Raw genomic sequence first — 19,413 nt, 5'->3', positions numbered from 1 at the left:
ATTTAACAAAAAGAAGGGGTTCCCTTAACATAGAGAAAATAAAAAAAAGCATCAAATACCGAGGAATACCTGCTTTTAAATCTATTAAAGCACACTTTTCTCGTGATATCATCATTTTTCTTTTGAAAGCGCTTAATATCAAGCGTTTACATTTTAGATGGGGTTCATTTCTTCATTAAAAGGGTATTTATAAGGATATATGTCTATAGGTTTGGGGACTATTAATTTTAACATTCCAAATACAATTGTAAAACCCTTTCCCTCTCCAATTATACTTTATAAACATTTATGTTTGTTTAGTGTTGCATTATTGGTCTAGATACGGTTTAATTAAGGTATCCTATCGGGCGAATACCCTATAGTACATATTTACAATAAAGGATTTTGACGTTAGTTCGCCAGAATTCTTTATCTATAACAAAATTCTAATATAACTCAGGAGGGATTTTTCCATGGCATTTCAATTACCGGCACTTCCTTATCCGAACAACGCACTCGAACCACACATCGACGCATTGACGATGGAAATTCACCATGACAGACACCATAACACATATGTAACTAATCTGAATGCAGCTTTGGAAAAAGCACCTGAATTGCAAAGCAAAAGCATTGAAGAGCTTCTTACAGATCTGAACGCTGTACCTGAAGCTATCCGTACTGCTGTTCGCAACAATGGTGGCGGACACGCTAACCACACCCTGTTCTGGGAAGTTATCGGACCAAACGGCGGCGGCGCACCAACTGGTGCATTGGCTGAAGCTATCGATAAGGAACTGGGCGGATTCGAAAAATTCAAAGAAGATTTCGCAGCAGCAGCAACTACTCGTTTCGGCAGCGGCTGGGCTTGGCTAGTTGTTAAAGATGGCAAACTGGCAGTAACAAGCACACCTAACCAAGACAACCCAATCAGCGAAGGCGCTACTCCAATCCTCGGACTTGATGTATGGGAGCACGCTTACTACCTGAACTACCAAAACAAACGCCCTGATTACATCAAAGCGTTCTGGAACGTAGTAAACTGGGAAGAAGTTGGCAAACGTTACGAAAGCGCAAAATAAGAAATTACATTTGGCTTAAGCCATTGAACTAAAAAAGAAGGTATCTCAGAGCCGAATTGGCTATGGGATACCTTCTTTGTTTAGGTTGGATAGAGAGAGATATAAAGATAAAGATAAAGATAAAGACAGAGATTGATTGAGATCCTCCCAGACACCGCATTTCACGCCGCTTGCGTCGCTTAAATGGATACACTGGATCGGAATAGATCGGAATAAATCGCAATAAATCTATACTCGGCTTATGAAAATCTGCTTTTGGAGTCGCTGAGCAATAGATTAGTTATGATGAACGAAAGGCAGCCCCTGTTTCGCACACCGTAGGTTAAAATGGAAGTTAAAAGGACAACCATTACAGAGCTACATGCGAAAGGAGCTGTTACTATGAAGAATACCATAAAATACGTCGGTTTGGATGTGTCTAAAGAAAAAATTGCGGTGGCGATTGCAGATGAGGGTCGGGAACCCGCACGATATTATGGAGCCATCCCCCATACCCCAGATGCAGTGGCTCGAATGATTCGGAAACTCAAAGGTTCAGGGATTACACTGGAGGTCTGCTATGAAGCCGGGCCTACGGGGTACGACTTATACCGCTGGTTGACGAAGATGGGAATTTCCTGTGTGGTAATTGCACCTTCGCGTATGCCACAGCGTCCCGGAGATGCCATAAAAACCGACCGACGGGATGCAGAAAAACTGGCTCAGTTACACCGGGCTGGAGAATTGACTGCGATCTATGTGCCAACGCCAGAACTCGAAGCTTTACGAGATCTCATTCGTGCACGAGAAGATGCTAGGCAAGACCTACATCGGGCTCGGCAACGGCTCATTCATTTTCTATTGCGCCACCAAATTCACAAGCCAGAGGGTATGAAAAAACGCTGGACCAAAAGGTACCGGGAATGGCTCTCTATGCTGAAGTTTAATAATGTAGCTCAAGAACGGGTATTTACCGAATCCCTGCAACAGCTCCGGGAAGTGGAGGAGCGAATCAAGCGACTTGAAGCCGCAATGCGAGAAGAAGCACAGATCTGCCCTTACGCACCTGTCATTCAAGCGTTGCAAGGCCTGAGGGGAATCGCCCTGCTGACAGCTATGACTTTAGTTGTCGAGATTGGAAATTTCGAACGTTTTCGTTCACCGGCTCAGCTCATGAGTTACCTGGGACTCGTGCCACGGGAATATTCCTCGGGAGCAAGTACCAAAAGAGGGAGTCTTACAAAAGTCGGAAATTCCGGAGTGCGGCGCGCACTGGTGGAGTCCGCATGGAGTTACCGTCACCGCCCTGCCGTCAAGGGAGATTTAGCAGTGCGTCTTGAGGGCCAGAGTATTCATGTCCATGAAACGTCGTGGAAAGCCCAAGAACGGTTACACAGCAAGTATTTAAAATTAGTCAGACGCGGGAAACACCGAAATTTAACCATGGCAGCAGTGGGTCGTGAGTTAATTGGATTTATCTGGTCGATTGCGGTAGAGGCAGAACGAAAAATGGCGTAGGTGAAACGAAAAAAAATAAAAACATACCCAAAAGATTTGAATCCTTGGGGCATGGAGACAAAGAGAAAGGTTCGAGGAGAATCCGTGAATTCCCTGTGCACAGGATCCCTGATCTAACGTGCGAAATTAGTTTACGGAAGCTCCTTCGACGTAGGCATAATATGTGGTAACCAACCCACGGATAGCAGATTGCCAGCCGACGACTCGCATTTTGTCTCTGTGCCCAAGGGATTGAAAACCCTCTAGTTAAAGGGGAAAACAGGGGAATTGACTAATTCGTTCATAGCAGGGAATAACTCCCTAAAATTCTGCGATAGGCTCCATAAACACATGTAATTAGTTATGATGAACGAAAGGCAGCCCCTGTTTCGCACACCGTAGGTTAAAATGGAAGTTAAAAGGACAACCATTACAGAGCTACATGCGAAAGGAGCTGTTACTATGAAGAATACCATAAAATACGTCGGTTTGGATGTGTCTAAAGAAAAAATTGCGGTGGCGATTGCAGATGAGGGTCGGGAACCCGCACGATATTATGGAGCCATCCCCCATACCCCAGATGCAGTGGCTCGAATGATTCGGAAACTCAAAGGTTCAGGGATTACACTGGAGGTCTGCTATGAAGCCGGGCCTACGGGGTACGACTTATACCGCTGGTTGACGAAGATGGGAATTTCCTGTGTGGTAATTGCACCTTCGCGTATGCCACAGCGTCCCGGAGATGCCATAAAAACCGACCGACGGGATGCAGAAAAACTGGCTCAGTTACACCGGGCTGGAGAATTGACTGCGATCTATGTGCCAACGCCAGAACTCGAAGCTTTACGAGATCTCATTCGTGCACGAGAAGATGCTAGGCAAGACCTACATCGGGCTCGGCAACGGCTCATTCATTTTCTATTGCGCCACCAAATTCACAAGCCAGAGGGTATGAAAAAACGCTGGACCAAAAGGTACCGGGAATGGCTCTCTATGCTGAAGTTTAATAATGTAGCTCAAGAACGGGTATTTACCGAATCCCTGCAACAGCTCCGGGAAGTGGAGGAGCGAATCAAGCGACTTGAAGCCGCAATGCGAGAAGAAGCACAGATCTGCCCTTACGCACCTGTCATTCAAGCGTTGCAAGGCCTGAGGGGAATCGCCCTGCTGACAGCTATGACTTTAGTTGTCGAGATTGGAAATTTCGAACGTTTTCGTTCACCGGCTCAGCTCATGAGTTACCTGGGACTCGTGCCACGGGAATATTCCTCGGGAGCAAGTACCAAAAGAGGGAGTCTTACAAAAGTCGGAAATTCCGGAGTGCGGCGCGCACTGGTGGAGTCCGCATGGAGTTACCGTCACCGCCCTGCCGTCAAGGGAGATTTAGCAGTGCGTCTTGAGGGCCAGAGTATTCATGTCCATGAAACGTCGTGGAAAGCCCAAGAACGGTTACACAGCAAGTATTTAAAATTAGTCAGACGCGGGAAACACCGAAATTTAACCATGGCAGCAGTGGGTCGTGAGTTAATTGGATTTATCTGGTCGATTGCGGTAGAGGCAGAACGAAAAATGGCGTAGGTGAAACGAAAAAAAATAAAAACATACCCAAAAGATTTGAATCCTTGGGGCATGGAGACAAAGAGAAAGGTTCGAGGAGAATCCGTGAATTCCCTGTGCACAGGATCCCTGATCTAACGTGCGAAATTAGTTTACGGAAGCTCCTTCGACGTAGGCATAATATGTGGTAACCAACCCACGGATAGCAGATTGCCAGCCGACGACTCGCATTTTGTCTCTGTGCCCAAGGGATTGAAAACCCTCTAGTTTAAAGGGGAAAACAGGGGAATTGACTAATTCGTTCATAGCAGGGAAATACTCCCTAAAAATCATCCTTTATGGGCAAAAAACCGATATTCGCCCAATTATTAGGGAGGTTTTCCCTAAAATGATCAATTACAAGCCAAATCGACCTATTTTTAGGGAGAAATTCCCTAATTAAGTCTTTACCACTCTCGTAGCATAGGGAACACCAGAAGAATTTAGTTGGAACAAGACTGAACTAGTCTGAGCCAAATAAACAAATATTTGCTACGAAGAGACTGAAGCATACGACCCTACTTAGGTGCATACGACCATACTTAGGTGCATACAACCATACTTAAGAGCATACAACCATACTTAGGTGCATACGACCACGCTTAGGTGCATAAGACCATGCTTAGGTGCATACAACCATACTTAAGAGCATACAACCATACTTAGGTGCATACAACCCTACTTAGGTGCATACGACCATGCTTAGGTGCATACGACCCTACTTAGGTGCATACGACCCTACTTAGGCGCACACGACCATACTTAGGTGCATACGACCATGCTTAGGTGCATACGACCATGCTTAGGCGCATACAACCATACTTAAGAGCATACAACCATACTTAGGTGCATACAACCATACTTAGGTGCATACGACCATGCTTAGGTGCATAAGACCCTACTTAGGTGCATACGACCCTACTTAGGTGCATACGACCATGCTTAGGCGCATACATCAAACTGAGGTTTTGTACATTTAGTGCTTTAGCAACACAACACGGCGAATCTTCTACTACTCTAGCTTCGCCCGCTCTTCCTGCTCATCAAAATAAAGGTTCAGTAGCTTCAGAAAAACGTTAGGGAACGCATAGTTAGCCATGTCTTCGCGGCTGATCCAGCGCACTGCTCCGCCGTCCTCTGGACTAGCGTTCCCGTCCTCAAATCTCTCGATAGGCATGCTGCTGTCGATCCCTGAGAACAAGTCCGCTTCCGCGTTGTACACCGCCCGTCCTTCTGCCGCTATCGGCAGCGGAAGGGCGTCCTCTACGCTGCAGCGGTACACCTGCAGCGTCCACACGATATGGCTGAAGATATGCTCAGCAGCCATCCAGTGCTTTTCAGGCCGGGCAGAGATCCCGGCCTCCCGCAGTGACCGGCGCAGCCGGTCCAGCGCCGCTGCTTCCGGCAGCCGCGCGCCTTTGGCGCCGCCTTCCACAGGCGGCGCCGGCCAGTGCGGCAGCTCCCACATGCGGGCTAACAGCCCGCTTTGTGGCCGCTGCCGGATGAGCACTTGGCCCGCGTGGGCACCGCGGCCCTCAATTAAGGCCGCCAGCCGCTCCTCAGGGCGCGGCGGCTTGGCCTTGGTCTTGACGGGCAGCGAGGTCTCGCAGCCCGCCAGGCGCGCGGCGCAATGCTCCATCACCGGGCAGGTTAAACAGCGCGGTGACTTAGGAGTGCATACGAGCGCCCCGAGCTCCATCAGGGCCTGATTAAAAGATGCCGCTTCCCCCTCCGGGATCAGTTCAGCTGCCAAGTGCTCCATTTTTACGCGGGTGGGTCCCTTGGCGATATCATCCTCTATCAGGAAGTATCGGGACAACACCCGCATCACATTGCCATCGACCGCTGGCTCCGGCCGATTGAACGCAATGCTAAGGATAGCCCCTGCCGTATAAGGTCCCACTCCCTTTAAACTGAACACAGCCTCGCGATCATTCGGCACCTGCCCGCCATACAGCTCTTTGACCTGTTTGGCCGCATGCTGTATATTGCGAGCACGAGAATAATAACCTAAGCCTTCCCAGCACTTAAGCACGTCCTCTTCTGGTGCATCGGCGAGCGACTCCACGGTAGGAAACCTTTCGATAAACCGATTGAAATACGGGATTACCGTATCCACCCTTGTCTGCTGCAGCATTATTTCAGAAATCCAAATATAATAAGGATTGCGGTGCCGACGCCAAGGCAAATCCCGTTTCTGCCCTTGATACCACTCCAGCAAATGATAGCTGAAATATTGCTTAGCCTCCCGCAGCTCCTGTTCGTCTTGAACTTGTAGATCTTGTTGTGTCATTATAACGCTCCTTGCCTTTCTATAATCATGGTTCAATTTATGAACCTAGCCCTTCCACGACGGCAAAAGCCGAAGCCAAATCACGGCCATGTGTTATCGTAAGATGAATGGTGTACTTCTGTCTATCTGGAAGATTTAGTCTGCTCCAGGCTTCGCACGATAAAGTCACCTCTGGTTTTCCTTTAACATCAGGCAATATCTCAATATCCTGAAACCCAACTACATTGCCGATGCCACAGCCTAAAGCCTTCACAACTGCTTCCTTGGCAGCAAAACGCCCGGCTACGAACTCAGCCAACCTCCCGCTTCGCTCTTCAGCAAGTTGATATTCTTGCTCTGTTAAGACCCGCTGGTTAAATTTCTTACCCAGTCCTCTATTTATTACCTCTGAGATTCGTTCAATTTCTAACACATCATGTCCGATTCCGTAAATCAACACTTCACGCTCCTTATGGACGTGTATCCCATTTTGCTTCAATAATGGTATGATCAATCATATGAAGTATTATTAAAAGTAATAGTCCTGCAAGATTCTTTCTGCTATCTTAAAAGAAAATGCGCTTTAAGTCTAATAAGACTATCCAGCGACTTCACGATAGACTAGCTGATTTACTTCATTTTTATATATGGAGAGGGGATTACCCTATGAATCATCGTAATTTTGAAATACCTGCCGGAGACGGAGCTGTTCTCCGCTGCTCACACTTCCCAGCCCAAGGCAAAGCCAAAAGCGTTATAGTTATAGCCCATGGCTACAAAGGTTTTAAAGATTGGGGAATGTTTCCTTACATAGCCACAACTCTCAGCCAAGAGCATGAAGTAATTACTTTTAACTTCTCTCATGCTGGCATCGGGGAAGATCTGCTGCATTTCACTGAGCTTGAGAAGTTCGCCCGCAACACCTATCGCCGCAGCTTAAAGGACATGGAAATCCTGTTGTCCTATCTTAGCCAACACCCGAAATTCGGCAGCCTGCCCTTATTCCTTCTCGGCCACAGTCTCGGAGGGGGAATTTGTTTGGTCTACACGCTTGATCATCCCAATGAGATCAGCGGAGTAATCTCCTGGAACGGGGTTACGAAACTCGATTTGCTGACGGAAGAACAAAAGCAGCAGATGAAGGAAACAGGAAGAACCTATGTCCTTAATGGACGTACTGGCCAACAAATGCCGCTGGATGCTGTAATTTTAGAAGATATGGAGAACAACAAAGAACGCTATAACATCCTTGAACGCATACAGAAAGCGTCCTTCCCAGTTGTTCTTATTCAAGGCAGTCAAGATGGAGTACATCTCCGCCAAGGGTCTGAGCATCTCATCAAACTTCGGCCAGATATTAGCTGGGTGCAGGTTCCTGAGGGTAATCATACGTTCAACACTGTGCATCCTTTTGCTAGCACGACTCCGCAATTAGAGCTCGCGATTGCTGCGACAACTAATTTTATCGATCAGACACTTACGCTTACAGAATAATTATTCTTCTTAGTCTATCCAGCTATCCAACTCACAAAAACCGCCACGAGCTCTGCTGCTACGCAGACCCGTGGCGATTTCTAGTTCAACCTATTCTAAATCCCCGGAATAACATTACGCTTATGTGCCGTTCTCCGGTAATAATTCTCAAGCTTCTCAGCTACCTCAGGATTAACCTGTTTACCTTCCAGATAGTCACTGTTATCGTCATAAGTAATGCCCAGCTCGGTTTCATCCGTCTGACCCGGCCATAAGCCCGCCGTAGGTGCTTTTGTGACAATATCCGCAGGCACACCGATATGTGCAGCCAATTGACGTACCTGACGTTTATTAAGTGTGGATAGTGGTGTAATATCTACAGCGCCATCGCCCCACTTCGTGTAGAAGCCGGTAATCGCTTCAGAAGCATGATCCGTTCCTACTACAATCAGATTGTTCTCAAAAGCGAGTGCATATTGCATAACCATACGTGTTCTGGCTTTAACATTTCCTTTGCCTTGATGCGTCATATGGCGGTGTTGGCCTATTGATTTCAGACCATGCTCAACTTCAAGGGCAATTTCATTTACAGCTTCCTCAATGTTGGTCTCCACAGTGTGAGTCAGATTAAAAGCTTTAGCAACATCGTAGCTGTGCTCGATATCTTCCTGAACGCCATAAGGCTGGAATACTCCAAGCGTCATATACTCTGTGCCTTTTTCTGCCGACAGCTCGTCCGTAGCCTGTTTACACAGACCCGCGGCTACCGCACTGTCCACTCCACCACTAATGGCGATCAATAATCCTTTAGCCCCTGCGTTCAGCACGTACGACTTTAAGAAATCAACCCGTTTGCGTGCCTCAACCTCTACATCAATCGTTGGCTTCACGCCAAGATCCGCAATAATTTCCTTCTGTAAACTCACCAAACACACCTCGTTCCATCAGAAATGGTTCCATATCCATCAAAATATCCACTCAAACGAAGCTCATGCTTCTAAGCATATTCTATCCCATTATTGCTCTTATATTTTGAAAAATCCCGCATGCAGCCGATTTGCCGGCTGATGCGAGATTATATGGAATAACTGTTTTTACTGGCACAAACGATTGAAGACTTCTTTCAATTCAGCAGCAATTTCAGCAGCCGAACGATCTTCTACGCCATGACGTTCAATAAAGTGAACGAGTTCTCCATCCTTCATCAGTGCGATGGAAGGTGAGGATGGCGGATAAGGAGCAAAATATTCACGTGCTTTAGCAGTAGCTTCTTTCTCTTGACCTGCAAACACTGTGAACAAGTGATCCGGAGTGATTTCATTTTGCAAAGCCTGAGCTACACCTGGACGACATTGTCCAGCAGCACAACCACAGACCGAATTTACGACTACAAGCGATGTTCCTTTTGCGGTTGGAAGAGTAGCTTCCACCTCTTCTGGAGTCATAAGCTCCTGAAACCCGATACTTGTCAGGTCATCACGCATAGGCTGAATTGAATCTCTCATATATTGATTAAAAGACATGGACATTTCTCTGCACTCTCCTTCACTTTTCAACTGTTTGTCAGATAATATTACAGCAGTACTTACTAACTTTATTATACATTCATACTCTGTGAAAGCAAGAGATGCTGTAGAGGGTGATTCAATCTAAGAGCGAACCCCGCTGGGTTCCTCCTTATCCAATGGGAAGGAGATCGTAAATACCGTCCCCTCTCCTTCTACAGACTCTACATTTATTTTACCGTTGTGCCGCTCCACAATACTTAGGCACAAGGATAAGCCTAGACCTGTTCCCTGAATTTTCGTCGTAAAAAAGGGTAAAAACAACTTCTCGCGTTGACTTTCTGACATACCAACGCCGCTATCGGTGACAATCAACTCCACTTTATCATGAGTACTGCGTGTCTCCAGCGTCAGCACCCCCTTGGGTCCCATAGCCTCCATACCATTACGTCCTAAATTGAGAATAAGCTGCTTGATTTCCCGGACATTTAGTTCCAATTCATGCAGTGATGGGCTCAGCTTCAGTTCAACACTTTGACCGCGAAGATTAGCATCAGCCCACAGCAATGGACTAACTTCTTCTATAATATGGTGCAGCAGCACCTTCTCTTTATCAGAAACCCGGCTCTGTGCCAAGGATAAAAAATCATTAATAATACTATTAGCGCGGTCCAGCTCTTCCATCACAATCTGATAATAAGAATCCAATTCTTGAGCACTCTTTTCTCTCATCAGCTGCAAAAAACCCCGAACTACCGCCATAGGATTACGAATCTCATGGGTAATTCCAGCAGCCATCTGCCCGACCAAGCTCAAACGTTCCACATGATCCAGCTCTACACGTAGTTTTTCCTCATTGGTCATGTCCTGCACAATAATTACAGCACCACTTGTTACCCCTGAACTCTTATGCATTAACGGCGCTGAATAAATCTGATAGATGCGCGACTCATGAATCATTTTTTCACTTGAACGCCGATTAGAGCGGATATTATCACTTACCCGCATATATGCCTGTGTATCCACTGAGCTATGAAAAAACTTTTTTACCGGCTCGTCAATAATATCCTCTTTTCGCAAATTGGGATAATGAGCCCGCATCATTCCTAGCATACAATCATTAAGATCAGTTACAACTCCGTGTTCATCCAGAGACATAATACTCAGAGGAACTACATTGGTAATCTGCTGCAGCTTCTCGGACTCCCACTGGAAACTTTCACTGATATTCTCCATCTGTACTTTATCCTGCAATCTACTTCTAACCATCTCAACATAATATACAAAAATACCACCTAAAGCGATGGTGAAAAACAGATATACCGTAATCAGAAATGCTTGCACGGAATTAGATTCATATATATTTTTCCCGCCTATAATAGGGACTAACGCAATAAATAGCATGCTTGGACAAAGAATCATCCATAACATACCGATCTTCTCAACTACTGTACCTTTCTTAAAAGGTTTGGCCAGTCCAAACAGTAGCGGATATAATAAAATCCCTGAATTCAATATCACATTACTGATTCCTGTAGGCTCCGCGATGATTACATTGCAGATAAGCAAAAAAATGGACAGCAAAATGCCCGAACGGGTAGTTCCATATAAAATACCAATATACGCAGGGATTAATCCTAAATTTAAATAGGCTACACCAAACAAAGTTGTCGAAAGAAGAGAGCACAGGATAAGACTAAACGTACACGCCAAAATCAAAAAGGTCTGATCATTTGGAAGCTTCCCCTTTTTCCGTGTTACAAATCTACGGTCCACCCACCATTGAAAAAGAAAAAGAAAGGAGCATGCTGCCGATATTTGCAATAAGATATCCTTAACCGCACCAATAATTACAATCACACCCCAAAATGGACAAATTACCCTACATGCTTAGATTAAAGCACAGGATTACTCTCCTGACAACGATAATCACCTAATGATTGGACAAGACTGGTTACATGTGAATCAGAATGGTATGATTCCGTTAGGAATACCCGCGGAATAGGCTTCCGTGTCTTAACATGTAAAGGAGTAAAATTTCATGAGCAATTACGATGTGATCGTCATTGGGGGCGGCCCTTCGGGTCTAATGGCCAGCGTGGCCGCTGCAGAACACAGGGCATCCGTTCTGCTAATCGACAAGGGAGCAAAACTAGGCCGAAAGCTCGGAATATCTGGTGGCGGACGCTGCAATGTTACCAACGTCAAGGAAAGAGACGAGCTAATCGCCCATATTCCAGGAAACGGGCGTTTTTTGTATAGTGCCTTCGACCATTTTAATAATCAGGATATCATCGCCTTTTTTGAAGGTTTAGGCATTGCATTAAAAGAAGAAGATAACGGGCGGATGTTTCCCGTTTCCGATAAGGCCTCTAGTGTCGTCTCTGCCTTAATTAGCAAAGTACGGAGTCTAGGCGTACAGATTATGACCGACAGTCCCGTCTCAAGAATAATCTATAACGAAGGGGCTGTTAAGGGAGTCCAACTGAGCTCGGGCAAGACGATCGCCTGCACTGCTGTTATCATCGCTACCGGAGGCAAGTCCGTACCACAGACCGGCTCCACGGGAGATGGTTACCCTTGGGCAGAAGCCGCAGGGCACACGATCACCGAGCTGTTCCCGACAGAGGTGCCGATTCTTTCACGGGAAGAATGGATTAAGTCCGGCGAGCTGCAAGGTCTGTCGTTACGTGATGTGGTCCTTACTGTGTGGAATCCGAAAGGAAAGAAGGTCATCTCTCATCGAGGGGATATGATATTCACCCATTTTGGATTATCAGGACCCATTGCACTGCGGTGCAGCCAATTTCTGAGACAAGTCCAACGTAAATCCGGCACAGATACGGTGGAGATGTCCATCGATCTCTTCCCTGATCTGAACGCACAGGAAGTAGAATCTATGTTGCAGGATAAGCTGGATCAGGAACCAAAGAAAGCGATCCGCAATTCGCTGAAAGGGCTGTTGCCAGAGCGTCTCATCCCCCTCTTGCTGACTAAATCTGACTTAGATGGGGACACAACCGGTCATCACGTCTCCAAGAATGGATTGCTTCTATTGGCTGGGATTTTGAAACGCATGCCGGTTTATGTGCATGGCACCCGGTCCCTATCCGAGGCCTTTGTTACCGGCGGTGGGGTAAATCTGAAGGAGATCGATCCCAAAAGAATGGAATCGAAGCTTATGCCGGGGTTATTCTTCTGCGGCGAGGTACTCGATATCCATGGCTATACAGGAGGCTACAATATAACAGCGGCCTTCTCAACAGGATATACAGCAGGCAAACACGCCGCTGACATTCGACTGGGATAATCTCTAGTGCAACGTGAATATCCTCCAAGCAGCTTACTGCTTTGAAAATGGCGGACCGTGCGATTCTCTCATTAATTAGAGAATCGCTCCTCTGTTTTGGGTTCGTTAGCTATGTGGAGCGTCTGCCTAATCAGCTACTGCGGCTTCGGACCCAGATGACGTTATTTGCGTATTTTTCACCTTATTGGCAGGGTTTCGGACTCCAACGACGCTATTCCTTATAATGAGGCTCATATATGGTGTTTTTCATGGCAATAGCAACTATGGAGTCCGTTAGCATCCCAAAAGTGGAAAAATAGTATGTTTAGGGGCAGCTGTGTCCGATAGGCTAGCTAGGTACCTCATACGTACGTGCGTGCAATAGATCGAATCAAGACAAAAAAAGAAGAGTGCCCCAGCAGCCTTTTTACGGCTTATGAACTGCACCCCGTCAAGTAGACAGCACAAAAAATAAAAGTAGTTTAAGCGGCCTTAGTCCTAAATTCAATGGGACTGAGGCCGTTTAGTTTTGCCTGTAACCGTTCGTTATTATAAAAGTGAATGTAGGTATCAATATCTGTTTGGAGTTCTTCAAAGGTCTGGTAGGTATGTAAGTAGTACTTCTCACATTTCAATGTTCCCCAGAAGGATTCCATCGGCGAATTGTCAATGCAGCAGCCTACTCGGGACATGCTTTGCTTCAGTTCTGCATCGTCCAGCATCTTCTTAAAATGCAGAGAGGTATACTGGAAACCACGGTCACTATGGAGTAAGGTTCGGCTCTCCGGTGCTGCCTGCAAAGCTAATTCCAGTGTGTTAAAAACTAGCGAATTATTATTGGAATGACCCAGAACGTAAGCAACAATGGACTTGTCATACAGATCTTTTATTGCACTTAAATACGCCTTCTTGCCGTTGCCGTATTTGAATTCCGTTACATCCGTTACCCATTTTTGGTTTGGAGCTTCAGCCTCAAAATTACGGTTCAGCACATTCTCTGCAACCTGCTGAGGCGTGGAGCCTACATACTTCTTTCTCTTTCTGCGGATGACTGACTGGATACCTTGGCATCTCATCAGCCGGTACACTCGCTTTGCGTTAATAGATTTATCCATTTGTCTGCGCAAATGCAGGGTCAATTGGCGATACCCAAAGGTTCGTTCCACCTTCTCATACAAGAGGAGCATGGCCTCTGTCAGTTTCTCGTTGTCAGCCTCTCGAAAACTGGGTTTGCGATTCAACCATTTGTAATAACTTGACCGTGAAATCCCTGCGATGTCACACAAAAGCCGAATGGAGCAAGACTGTTCCTGCTGAACAGCCTGAATGGCCAGGTAGATATTCACCTGGCGAATGGTTCTTAACGCCTCCTCTTTTCGAGTTCCTCTAACTTTTTTAGAAAAGCATTCTCCGCACGCAGGCGTGCATTCTCGTATTCCAGCTTTTGCATCGCGAGTTTGTGGCGATCTGCTTCCGTAAGTTCTTCAGGCGCTTTGGTGCGTCCTCTACCGTCTCGTAATGCCTCTTCACCACCTGCTTCGTACTTCTTTACCCAGCTATATACTTGTTGGTAAGACACGTGAAAATGGCTTGCCGCCTTCGCATAGTCTTCTCCGTTCGAAAGGCAGTACAGCACGATATTTATCCGTTCCTGCCAAGTGGTTACGCGTCCTTTGGTCATAGCTTTAGTTCCTCCTGAATGAGCTGTTAAGCTGTTGCTATGACCATTATACTTCCTAATCCAGTTGGCGAGTTGGGTTGCACTTGCAATCTTATACTTGCAGATGATTTGGTTTTGCGACAATCCTCCCTCGAGATAATCCTTAACGGCATAGAGTTTAAGTTCTGCAGAATACGTACGATTGTAGCTTCGGACTTCCAGCCCTTCGTATCCATACAATTGATAACGTTGCCGCCACTTCACTATAGAGTTTTTGGATATTCCATACTTCCGGGCCGCAGCTTTCAAACCAATGTCGCCCCGTTCAATTTCTTGGAGAATCGTTAACTTTTCCAGTGCTGTATACTTCTTTTGTTCCATAAAAATGCTCCCCATACAGCGACAGGTTTTTATTATTTCACCTGTCTACTATATGGGGAGCATATCATTATGGGGCACTCTTCCGTTCTATTTATATCTTTATTTCGCTAAGCGAAATGTTCCAAATATTCTAGAGCTAAACAGTGCAACGATATAACCTAGCGGGATGAACAGGATAATCCCAAACCATCCATATAAGGAAATACAGATTAGCGCAGAACAAATGATTGAAAAAGGAAGCAGTAAGATAGGGACCGCACGCAGCCCCGCTTCGGCTTTTTGTTCTTTCGTAAACGGCAGAATTCCGATGTAATCATCTCCCACGAATAACAACCAGAACGACAACAGCCAATTGGTCATGAGGGAAATTAAAACTATAAAACCCAGCCATTTGAACCCTGATGGAATGATAAATATCGCTAGAAGGGACACAGCAGTAAACGATAAGTAGAGCTTTAAATGGGCAGGATTCCGTACAAGTGCCTTAATCGCTGCCGCAGAGAAACGGCTCTCGGCAGTTTTTGATTTTAGCAAAGGCTGTGATTTCCGGAAAATCCACGGCTTATGGCGGGTCGGACGTGGCTTATCCAGTACGCCGCGGAGCAATAGGGCCGCTATTTTCATCCGCTGCTTATAATCTTCACGCACATCGTTCATGAATGTCCCACGCATCACTATACGCCGCTGAAGAGCGATTACCGCTACGACTGCAAAGAGTGCTGCAATCAGCAGCATAAAAACTGGACGGTTGTTCCAAAACGCAGCTGCACGGAAATAAATCCCACAGGGAACGGAGATGGCCAGAAACAGCCACAGCCAGCGCCGCCAGCCTTGCTTTTGTACTTTTACAATATGCCCAAGTAATTTAACGCACCAGCTACATGCCAGAGTCAGAGCGAACAGCGCCCATACCTCGGATGACAGCATTCCATATCCCCGAACCAGGAAAGGTAATAACAGCACAAAAGCTACACAGAACTTCAACGATGTTACAATCAGGCTGTACAGCAACCCGCGAAACATGATCGTATATATCCATCGCTGCCGTTGTCTTAGAAATAATAGATCCCCTTCCTGCAATAATAGCACCAGTCCACCTCTACAGAGCAGGAGCACTAATAATGAAGGAATCAACATAAACGGCAAATCTGCACTCCAAGCTGGCAGTGCCTCATTCCAGAACCCGTAATATAACCGTCCTCCCAGAAATCCTCCGGGAATCAGTATATATAACAGCACAGTCCAATCGGCTGCCGTACGAATAATAGCAGATTGCTCACGCCAATGAGAAAATAATCGCCGCCAGAATAGCTTTTTGGAGGTAGGAAAAGCAAACCCTCGCTGCTTCTGCTTACTCATGTCAGTTCGTCGAAGCAATCAAACAACGACGCCTCCGGCAGCCCAGCATAATCACGTATATCTTCAAGCGTTCCTGCAGCGGCAACCCTGCCACCCGAGATCAGCACAAAATCATCGCAAATTTTCTCAGCAGTATCCAATACATGCGTAGACATTAATACACCAGCTCCGCGCTGCCGCTCCGCTTCCAGCAGTCGCAGGAAATCTTTAGTGGCCCGAGGATCCAAGCCGATAAAAGGCTCGTCCACAATATAAACATCCGGCTGTACCAAAAAGCCCAGCATCAGCATCATTTTCTGTTTCATACCCTTAGAGAAGCCAGCTGGAAGATCATCACGGACATGATTCATACCGAACTGCTTCAGTAATCTCTCCGCCGTTTCTTGAAACTGCTCATATTTTAGTCCATAAGCAGCAGCAGCCAAATCTAAGTGCTCCCATAAGGTCAGATCCTCATAAAACACCGGCTGCTCCGGTACATAAGCATAGGACTTATTAACTCCATTAAAGGAGACCTTAGCTTTGGTATTCTTAAGCAAACCGAGCAATGTTTTGATTGTAGTACTTTTTCCCGCACCATTTGGTCCGATCAGTCCGAGCAGCTGTCCACGCCGCACCTGAAATGAAATATCGAATATGCATGGGGCACCTGCTTCATAGCCTGCTTCATCGATCTCAACATCGAGTACAATCTCTTCGTCGCTCTCGGTATCCCCTGTTATTTCTACATTCTCCATATTCGCCAACTCCTAAATATTTCTTATAAATATTATTATCGAAATTCCAATCCAGAAAGATAGCTTCTCTAATCGTACTATATATACTTTCTCCAAGGAAGCATACTGATTTTTTCACAGCTAAGAGAACTACTCTTATATTTAAAAAGAAACCTCCCATTAAAGAGAGGTCTGTCCGAGAAGCTCTAGGTTATTTGTTGCTGAAATTCCTTCCTCACGTTTAATTGCCGCTTCATCTCTCCGCTCGATTTTACCACGCAGCATTAACAGCAACACTCCAAGCAGGGCTGTAAGCGTACCAGAGAGAATGAACGCCGGGACAGGTCCTGACGCTGTAACTAAAGCCCCACCGGCTACAGGTCCTAAGATAACAGCCGCACTTGTTAGACTGCCTATAGTTCCAAATACACGGCCCGTGTATTCCGCAGGGGTCCGCTGTTGCAGCATAGAATTGAAGGGAATAAACGCAAGGCCTGCTCCCACACCAGCAAACATAAAAGAACCAAACAAAGCGATGTTCATCCAGAGTCCAGCCTGACCGTGGGCAGTTACAATTCCTGCACTTGAGAAAACAACCCCCATAATTACAGCTCCCAATCCCATGAAGACGAGCGTATGTTTACCACTGCCTATACGGCTTACAAGCAGGGCTGACAGTAAGGTGCCAAGACCACTGGCTGCCACACACCAACCCAGCAGATCTCCGTTCACACCCGGAATTTCCCGGAATAACGTTACAATCTGCGAATCACCAATTTGCAGCATTAACAGCACTAGCACCAGCATAGCAATCCCGCAAAGTACTACAGGCATTCCCACGATCACCTGCAGACCCGCCGACATTTCTTGGCGAAAAGACTTCCGAGCACCATTCTCCCCTGTGCTATCCTCTGCTGCATCTTTCTTCAGTGCAGCCGTACGCGGCAGTCCTATTAAGATGACCGCCGATAAAATGAAGGTAGCCGAGTCAATCACATAACAAGCAGCAATACCAAATGCGGCAACCAGCAGTCCACCGAGAGCAGGGCCTACAATTTTGGTTATTTGTTCAATAGATGAGCTAAGCGCCATGGCTTTATCCATCTGGGCCGCAGGGACGAGCTCCTTGAGCTTTCCGCTTTTGGCTGGTGAAAAGAGTACATCCATGATCCCTTTAGCCACCAGCAGGACATATACCTGCCAGAGAGAACCTGCAAATACCAAACAAACAACGATTCCGGCACGAGCTAGATCGGAACCAATCATCAGCGCCTTGCGGTTAAAACGATCACTTAAATAACCTGCAAACGGCCCTCCCAAGAGCAACGGCACAGCCATACATAAAGATATAGCCGTAATTTCCCACGGTGTAGCATTCCATTTAAAACCTACCATTGTCAGTAGCGCTAGTATATGCAACCAGTCTCCCACATTCGATACAAGCTGTGCGGCAATAAGCAGCATAAAGGGCTTATTCGCCGTCAGCTTTCCTTCTTTTGAATCATGAGCCAGCTGTTCCTCCATCTTACTTCACTCCCCGTTACTATTTCTCGATGAAGTAATAGTAAAATATTGGAGAACATCAATCATCCGTCTGGAGGCGTAAATAGTGCTTGAACCTAAGGCTGAAATTCTTATCCTTTCAAAGACTGAAATCAAAAAAACCTTCGTTTTTATCGTATTTAAAAAATTGTTTGATTTTTAATAATTAAAAGTGTGCTCATTGTGACAAATCACATGTTCTTCATTCGCTCTTTCACGTATTCTAAGGTTATCTCAAGGTTCGTTGCACAGGTAACCCGTGCACTAATGACTATTGATTGCAAACTGTGCGATGAGTTCACACATGATTAACGATAGAGGGTGGAGAAGCATGATACAATCTTACGAACGTGATACGCAATTAACACTACATTTGTACCGGGTATTTGCCAAGTCTTTTAAGAGCATTAATGAACATGCTGTTACCGGCAGCAAAATTGAAGGTTTTAATCCGACTGCCTTTGCCGTTATGGAAGTGTTGTACTATAAGGGACCACAACCCATTCAACAAATTGGCGCCAAGCTGCTGCTGCAAAGCGGCAACGTTACTTACGTAATCGATAAGCTTGAGGAACGCGGCTATTTGCAGCGTAAGCCTTGTCCGAGCGATCGCCGCGTGATTTTTGCGGAGCTGACTACGGAAGGTGAACGTCTCATGAATGAGATGTATCCGAAATATTCAGAACGCCTGCATCTTGCTTTCAGCGGTCTGAATGATGATGAGAAGGAACAAATGATTGTTCTCCTCAAAAAGATGGGTCTACAAGCTGAGAAGCTATCCCCTCTTCCCCGTAAGTAAGAGTCCCTTGTTTATGTGTTACAGACAAGCTGTTATTGATTTCTGTTAATGTTAAAAAGAAAACCAATAGGCGATTCTCCGATTTATTTGAGAATCGCCTATTGGTTTTTTTGTTCTGCGCCGGCTTACTTGAGCAGATGATCGGTAAGTCGATGCCGAAGACGGACTTTGAGGTCCGCTTTTGGCAACCCTCGGATCATAGTCATCCTTATTCGGCAGGACTTGCAAGCACGCTTCCGATTGGGCGTCCCTTTCAGCTGACCGTTACTATCGCTCTCGGTAAA

15 protein-coding genes are annotated in these 19,413 nt (G+C 46.1%); 6 read left to right on the top strand and 9 right to left on the bottom strand.

From position 1 onward, the window contains the following. The first annotated feature begins 452 nt into the window (after window positions 1-452). The 3 genes from NSQ66_RS02955 to NSQ66_RS02945 all read left to right on the top strand — a co-directional run bounded on the left by NSQ66_RS02955 (window position 453) and on the right by NSQ66_RS02945 (window position 4,115). On the top strand, window positions 453-1,061 hold the full coding sequence (locus tag NSQ66_RS02955; protein ID WP_036676820.1) for a superoxide dismutase: 609 nt from the start codon (window positions 453-455) through the stop codon (window positions 1,059-1,061). 381 nt (window positions 1,062-1,442) lie between these two features. Continuing rightward, window positions 1,443-2,558: an IS110 family transposase gene (locus tag NSQ66_RS02950; RefSeq protein WP_036683961.1), complete on the top strand. Its 1,116-nt coding sequence runs from the start codon at window positions 1,443-1,445 to the stop codon at window positions 2,556-2,558. A gap of 441 nt (window positions 2,559-2,999) precedes the next feature. Next, window positions 3,000-4,115, top strand: a complete 1,116-nt coding sequence (locus NSQ66_RS02945) for an IS110 family transposase (protein WP_036683961.1) — start codon at window positions 3,000-3,002, stop codon at window positions 4,113-4,115. A 1,030-nt stretch (window positions 4,116-5,145) separates the two neighbouring features. Here the strand turns inward: NSQ66_RS02945 and mutY are convergent. Both mutY and acpS read right to left on the bottom strand, forming a co-directional pair. Next, complete coding sequence (gene mutY, locus NSQ66_RS02940) at window positions 5,146-6,426, bottom strand: A/G-specific adenine glycosylase (RefSeq protein ID WP_076105969.1); 1,281 nt, start codon at window positions 6,424-6,426, stop codon at window positions 5,146-5,148. A gap of 37 nt (window positions 6,427-6,463) precedes the next feature. Further along, a complete protein-coding gene (gene acpS / locus NSQ66_RS02935; RefSeq protein WP_076101391.1) occupies window positions 6,464-6,862 on the bottom strand; it encodes a holo-ACP synthase in 399 nt (132 codons plus the stop codon). A gap of 209 nt (window positions 6,863-7,071) precedes the next feature. Between acpS and NSQ66_RS02930 the strand changes: the two genes are divergently transcribed. Next, complete coding sequence (locus NSQ66_RS02930; protein ID WP_076142581.1) at window positions 7,072-7,899, top strand: alpha/beta fold hydrolase; 828 nt, start codon at window positions 7,072-7,074, stop codon at window positions 7,897-7,899. Between the two features lie 95 nt (window positions 7,900-7,994). On the opposite strand, the gene nadE is transcribed toward NSQ66_RS02930, so the two are convergent. The 3 genes from nadE to NSQ66_RS02915 form a co-directional block, all read right to left on the bottom strand. Next, entirely contained in the window at window positions 7,995-8,804 is an 810-nt protein-coding gene (gene nadE / locus NSQ66_RS02925) for an ammonia-dependent NAD(+) synthetase (RefSeq protein ID WP_036676815.1), read from the bottom strand. A 168-nt stretch (window positions 8,805-8,972) separates the two neighbouring features. Beyond that, complete coding sequence (locus NSQ66_RS02920; protein ID WP_036676813.1) at window positions 8,973-9,407, bottom strand: BrxA/BrxB family bacilliredoxin; 435 nt, start codon at window positions 9,405-9,407, stop codon at window positions 8,973-8,975. Window positions 9,408-9,527: 120 nt separating this feature from the next. Beyond that, window positions 9,528-11,243 carry an ATP-binding protein gene (locus NSQ66_RS02915; RefSeq protein WP_081382619.1) on the bottom strand — a complete coding sequence of 572 codons (1,716 nt, stop codon included), beginning with the start codon at window positions 11,241-11,243 and terminating at the stop codon, window positions 9,528-9,530. Window positions 11,244-11,424: 181 nt separating this feature from the next. Here NSQ66_RS02915 and NSQ66_RS02910 point away from each other — a divergent pair, with 181 nt between their 5' ends. After that, a complete protein-coding gene (locus NSQ66_RS02910; protein WP_076142580.1) occupies window positions 11,425-12,693 on the top strand; it encodes an NAD(P)/FAD-dependent oxidoreductase in 1,269 nt (422 codons plus the stop codon). Window positions 12,694-13,154: 461 nt separating this feature from the next. Here the strand turns inward: NSQ66_RS02910 and NSQ66_RS02905 are convergent. The 4 genes from NSQ66_RS02905 to NSQ66_RS02890 all read right to left on the bottom strand — a co-directional run bounded on the left by NSQ66_RS02905 (window position 13,155) and on the right by NSQ66_RS02890 (window position 18,312). Continuing rightward, window positions 13,155-14,713 (bottom strand): IS3 family transposase gene (locus tag NSQ66_RS02905; protein WP_094903917.1). Its coding sequence is split into 2 segments (ribosomal slippage): window positions 13,155-14,080 and window positions 14,080-14,713, totalling 1,560 coding nucleotides; the frame shifts between segments, so codons are not numbered across the junction. Between the two features lie 99 nt (window positions 14,714-14,812). Continuing rightward, window positions 14,813-16,072 carry an ABC transporter permease gene (locus NSQ66_RS02900; RefSeq protein ID WP_076141871.1) on the bottom strand — a complete coding sequence of 420 codons (1,260 nt, stop codon included), beginning with the start codon at window positions 16,070-16,072 and terminating at the stop codon, window positions 14,813-14,815. Then, on the bottom strand, window positions 16,069-16,809 hold the full coding sequence (locus NSQ66_RS02895) for an ABC transporter ATP-binding protein (protein ID WP_036676805.1): 741 nt from the start codon (window positions 16,807-16,809) through the stop codon (window positions 16,069-16,071). The genes NSQ66_RS02900 and NSQ66_RS02895 overlap by 4 nt, the downstream gene beginning before the upstream one ends. A gap of 159 nt (window positions 16,810-16,968) precedes the next feature. After that, on the bottom strand, window positions 16,969-18,312 hold the full coding sequence (locus NSQ66_RS02890; protein ID WP_076141870.1) for an MFS transporter: 1,344 nt from the start codon (window positions 18,310-18,312) through the stop codon (window positions 16,969-16,971). Window positions 18,313-18,661: 349 nt separating this feature from the next. On the opposite strand from NSQ66_RS02890, the gene NSQ66_RS02885 reads away from it, so the two are divergent. Next, on the top strand, window positions 18,662-19,129 hold the full coding sequence (locus tag NSQ66_RS02885; protein WP_036676802.1) for a MarR family transcriptional regulator: 468 nt from the start codon (window positions 18,662-18,664) through the stop codon (window positions 19,127-19,129). Window positions 19,130-19,413 lie beyond the last annotated feature (284 nt).

Origin of the sequence: Paenibacillus sp. FSL H3-0329, assembly GCF_037963285.1 — a bacterium.
In the GTDB taxonomy this organism is placed as follows: domain Bacteria; phylum Bacillota; class Bacilli; order Paenibacillales; family Paenibacillaceae; genus Paenibacillus_AQ; species Paenibacillus_AQ odorifer.
This window is presented reverse-complemented; position numbering and strand designations above follow the sequence as displayed.

Bases quoted from the DNA above. Each gene is read 5' to 3' on its own strand.
- NSQ66_RS02955 (WP_036676820.1), top strand. From the start codon at position 453: ATGGCATTTCAATTACCGGCACTTCCTTATCCGAACAACGCACTCGAA.
- NSQ66_RS02950 (WP_036683961.1), top strand. From the start codon at position 1,443: ATGAAGAATACCATAAAATACGTCGGTTTGGATGTGTCTAAAGAAAAA.
- NSQ66_RS02945 (WP_036683961.1), top strand. From the start codon at position 3,000: ATGAAGAATACCATAAAATACGTCGGTTTGGATGTGTCTAAAGAAAAA.
- mutY (WP_076105969.1), bottom strand. From the start codon at position 6,426: ATGACACAACAAGATCTACAAGTTCAAGACGAACAGGAGCTGCGGGAG.
- NSQ66_RS02930 (WP_076142581.1), top strand. From the start codon at position 7,072: ATGAATCATCGTAATTTTGAAATACCTGCCGGAGACGGAGCTGTTCTC.
- NSQ66_RS02920 (WP_036676813.1), bottom strand. From the start codon at position 9,407: ATGTCCATGTCTTTTAATCAATATATGAGAGATTCAATTCAGCCTATG.
- NSQ66_RS02910 (WP_076142580.1), top strand. From the start codon at position 11,425: ATGAGCAATTACGATGTGATCGTCATTGGGGGCGGCCCTTCGGGTCTA.
- NSQ66_RS02900 (WP_076141871.1), bottom strand. From the start codon at position 16,072: ATGAGTAAGCAGAAGCAGCGAGGGTTTGCTTTTCCTACCTCCAAAAAG.
- NSQ66_RS02895 (WP_036676805.1), bottom strand. From the start codon at position 16,809: ATGGAGAATGTAGAAATAACAGGGGATACCGAGAGCGACGAAGAGATT.
- NSQ66_RS02890 (WP_076141870.1), bottom strand. From the start codon at position 18,312: ATGGAGGAACAGCTGGCTCATGATTCAAAAGAAGGAAAGCTGACGGCG.
- NSQ66_RS02885 (WP_036676802.1), top strand. From the start codon at position 18,662: ATGATACAATCTTACGAACGTGATACGCAATTAACACTACATTTGTAC.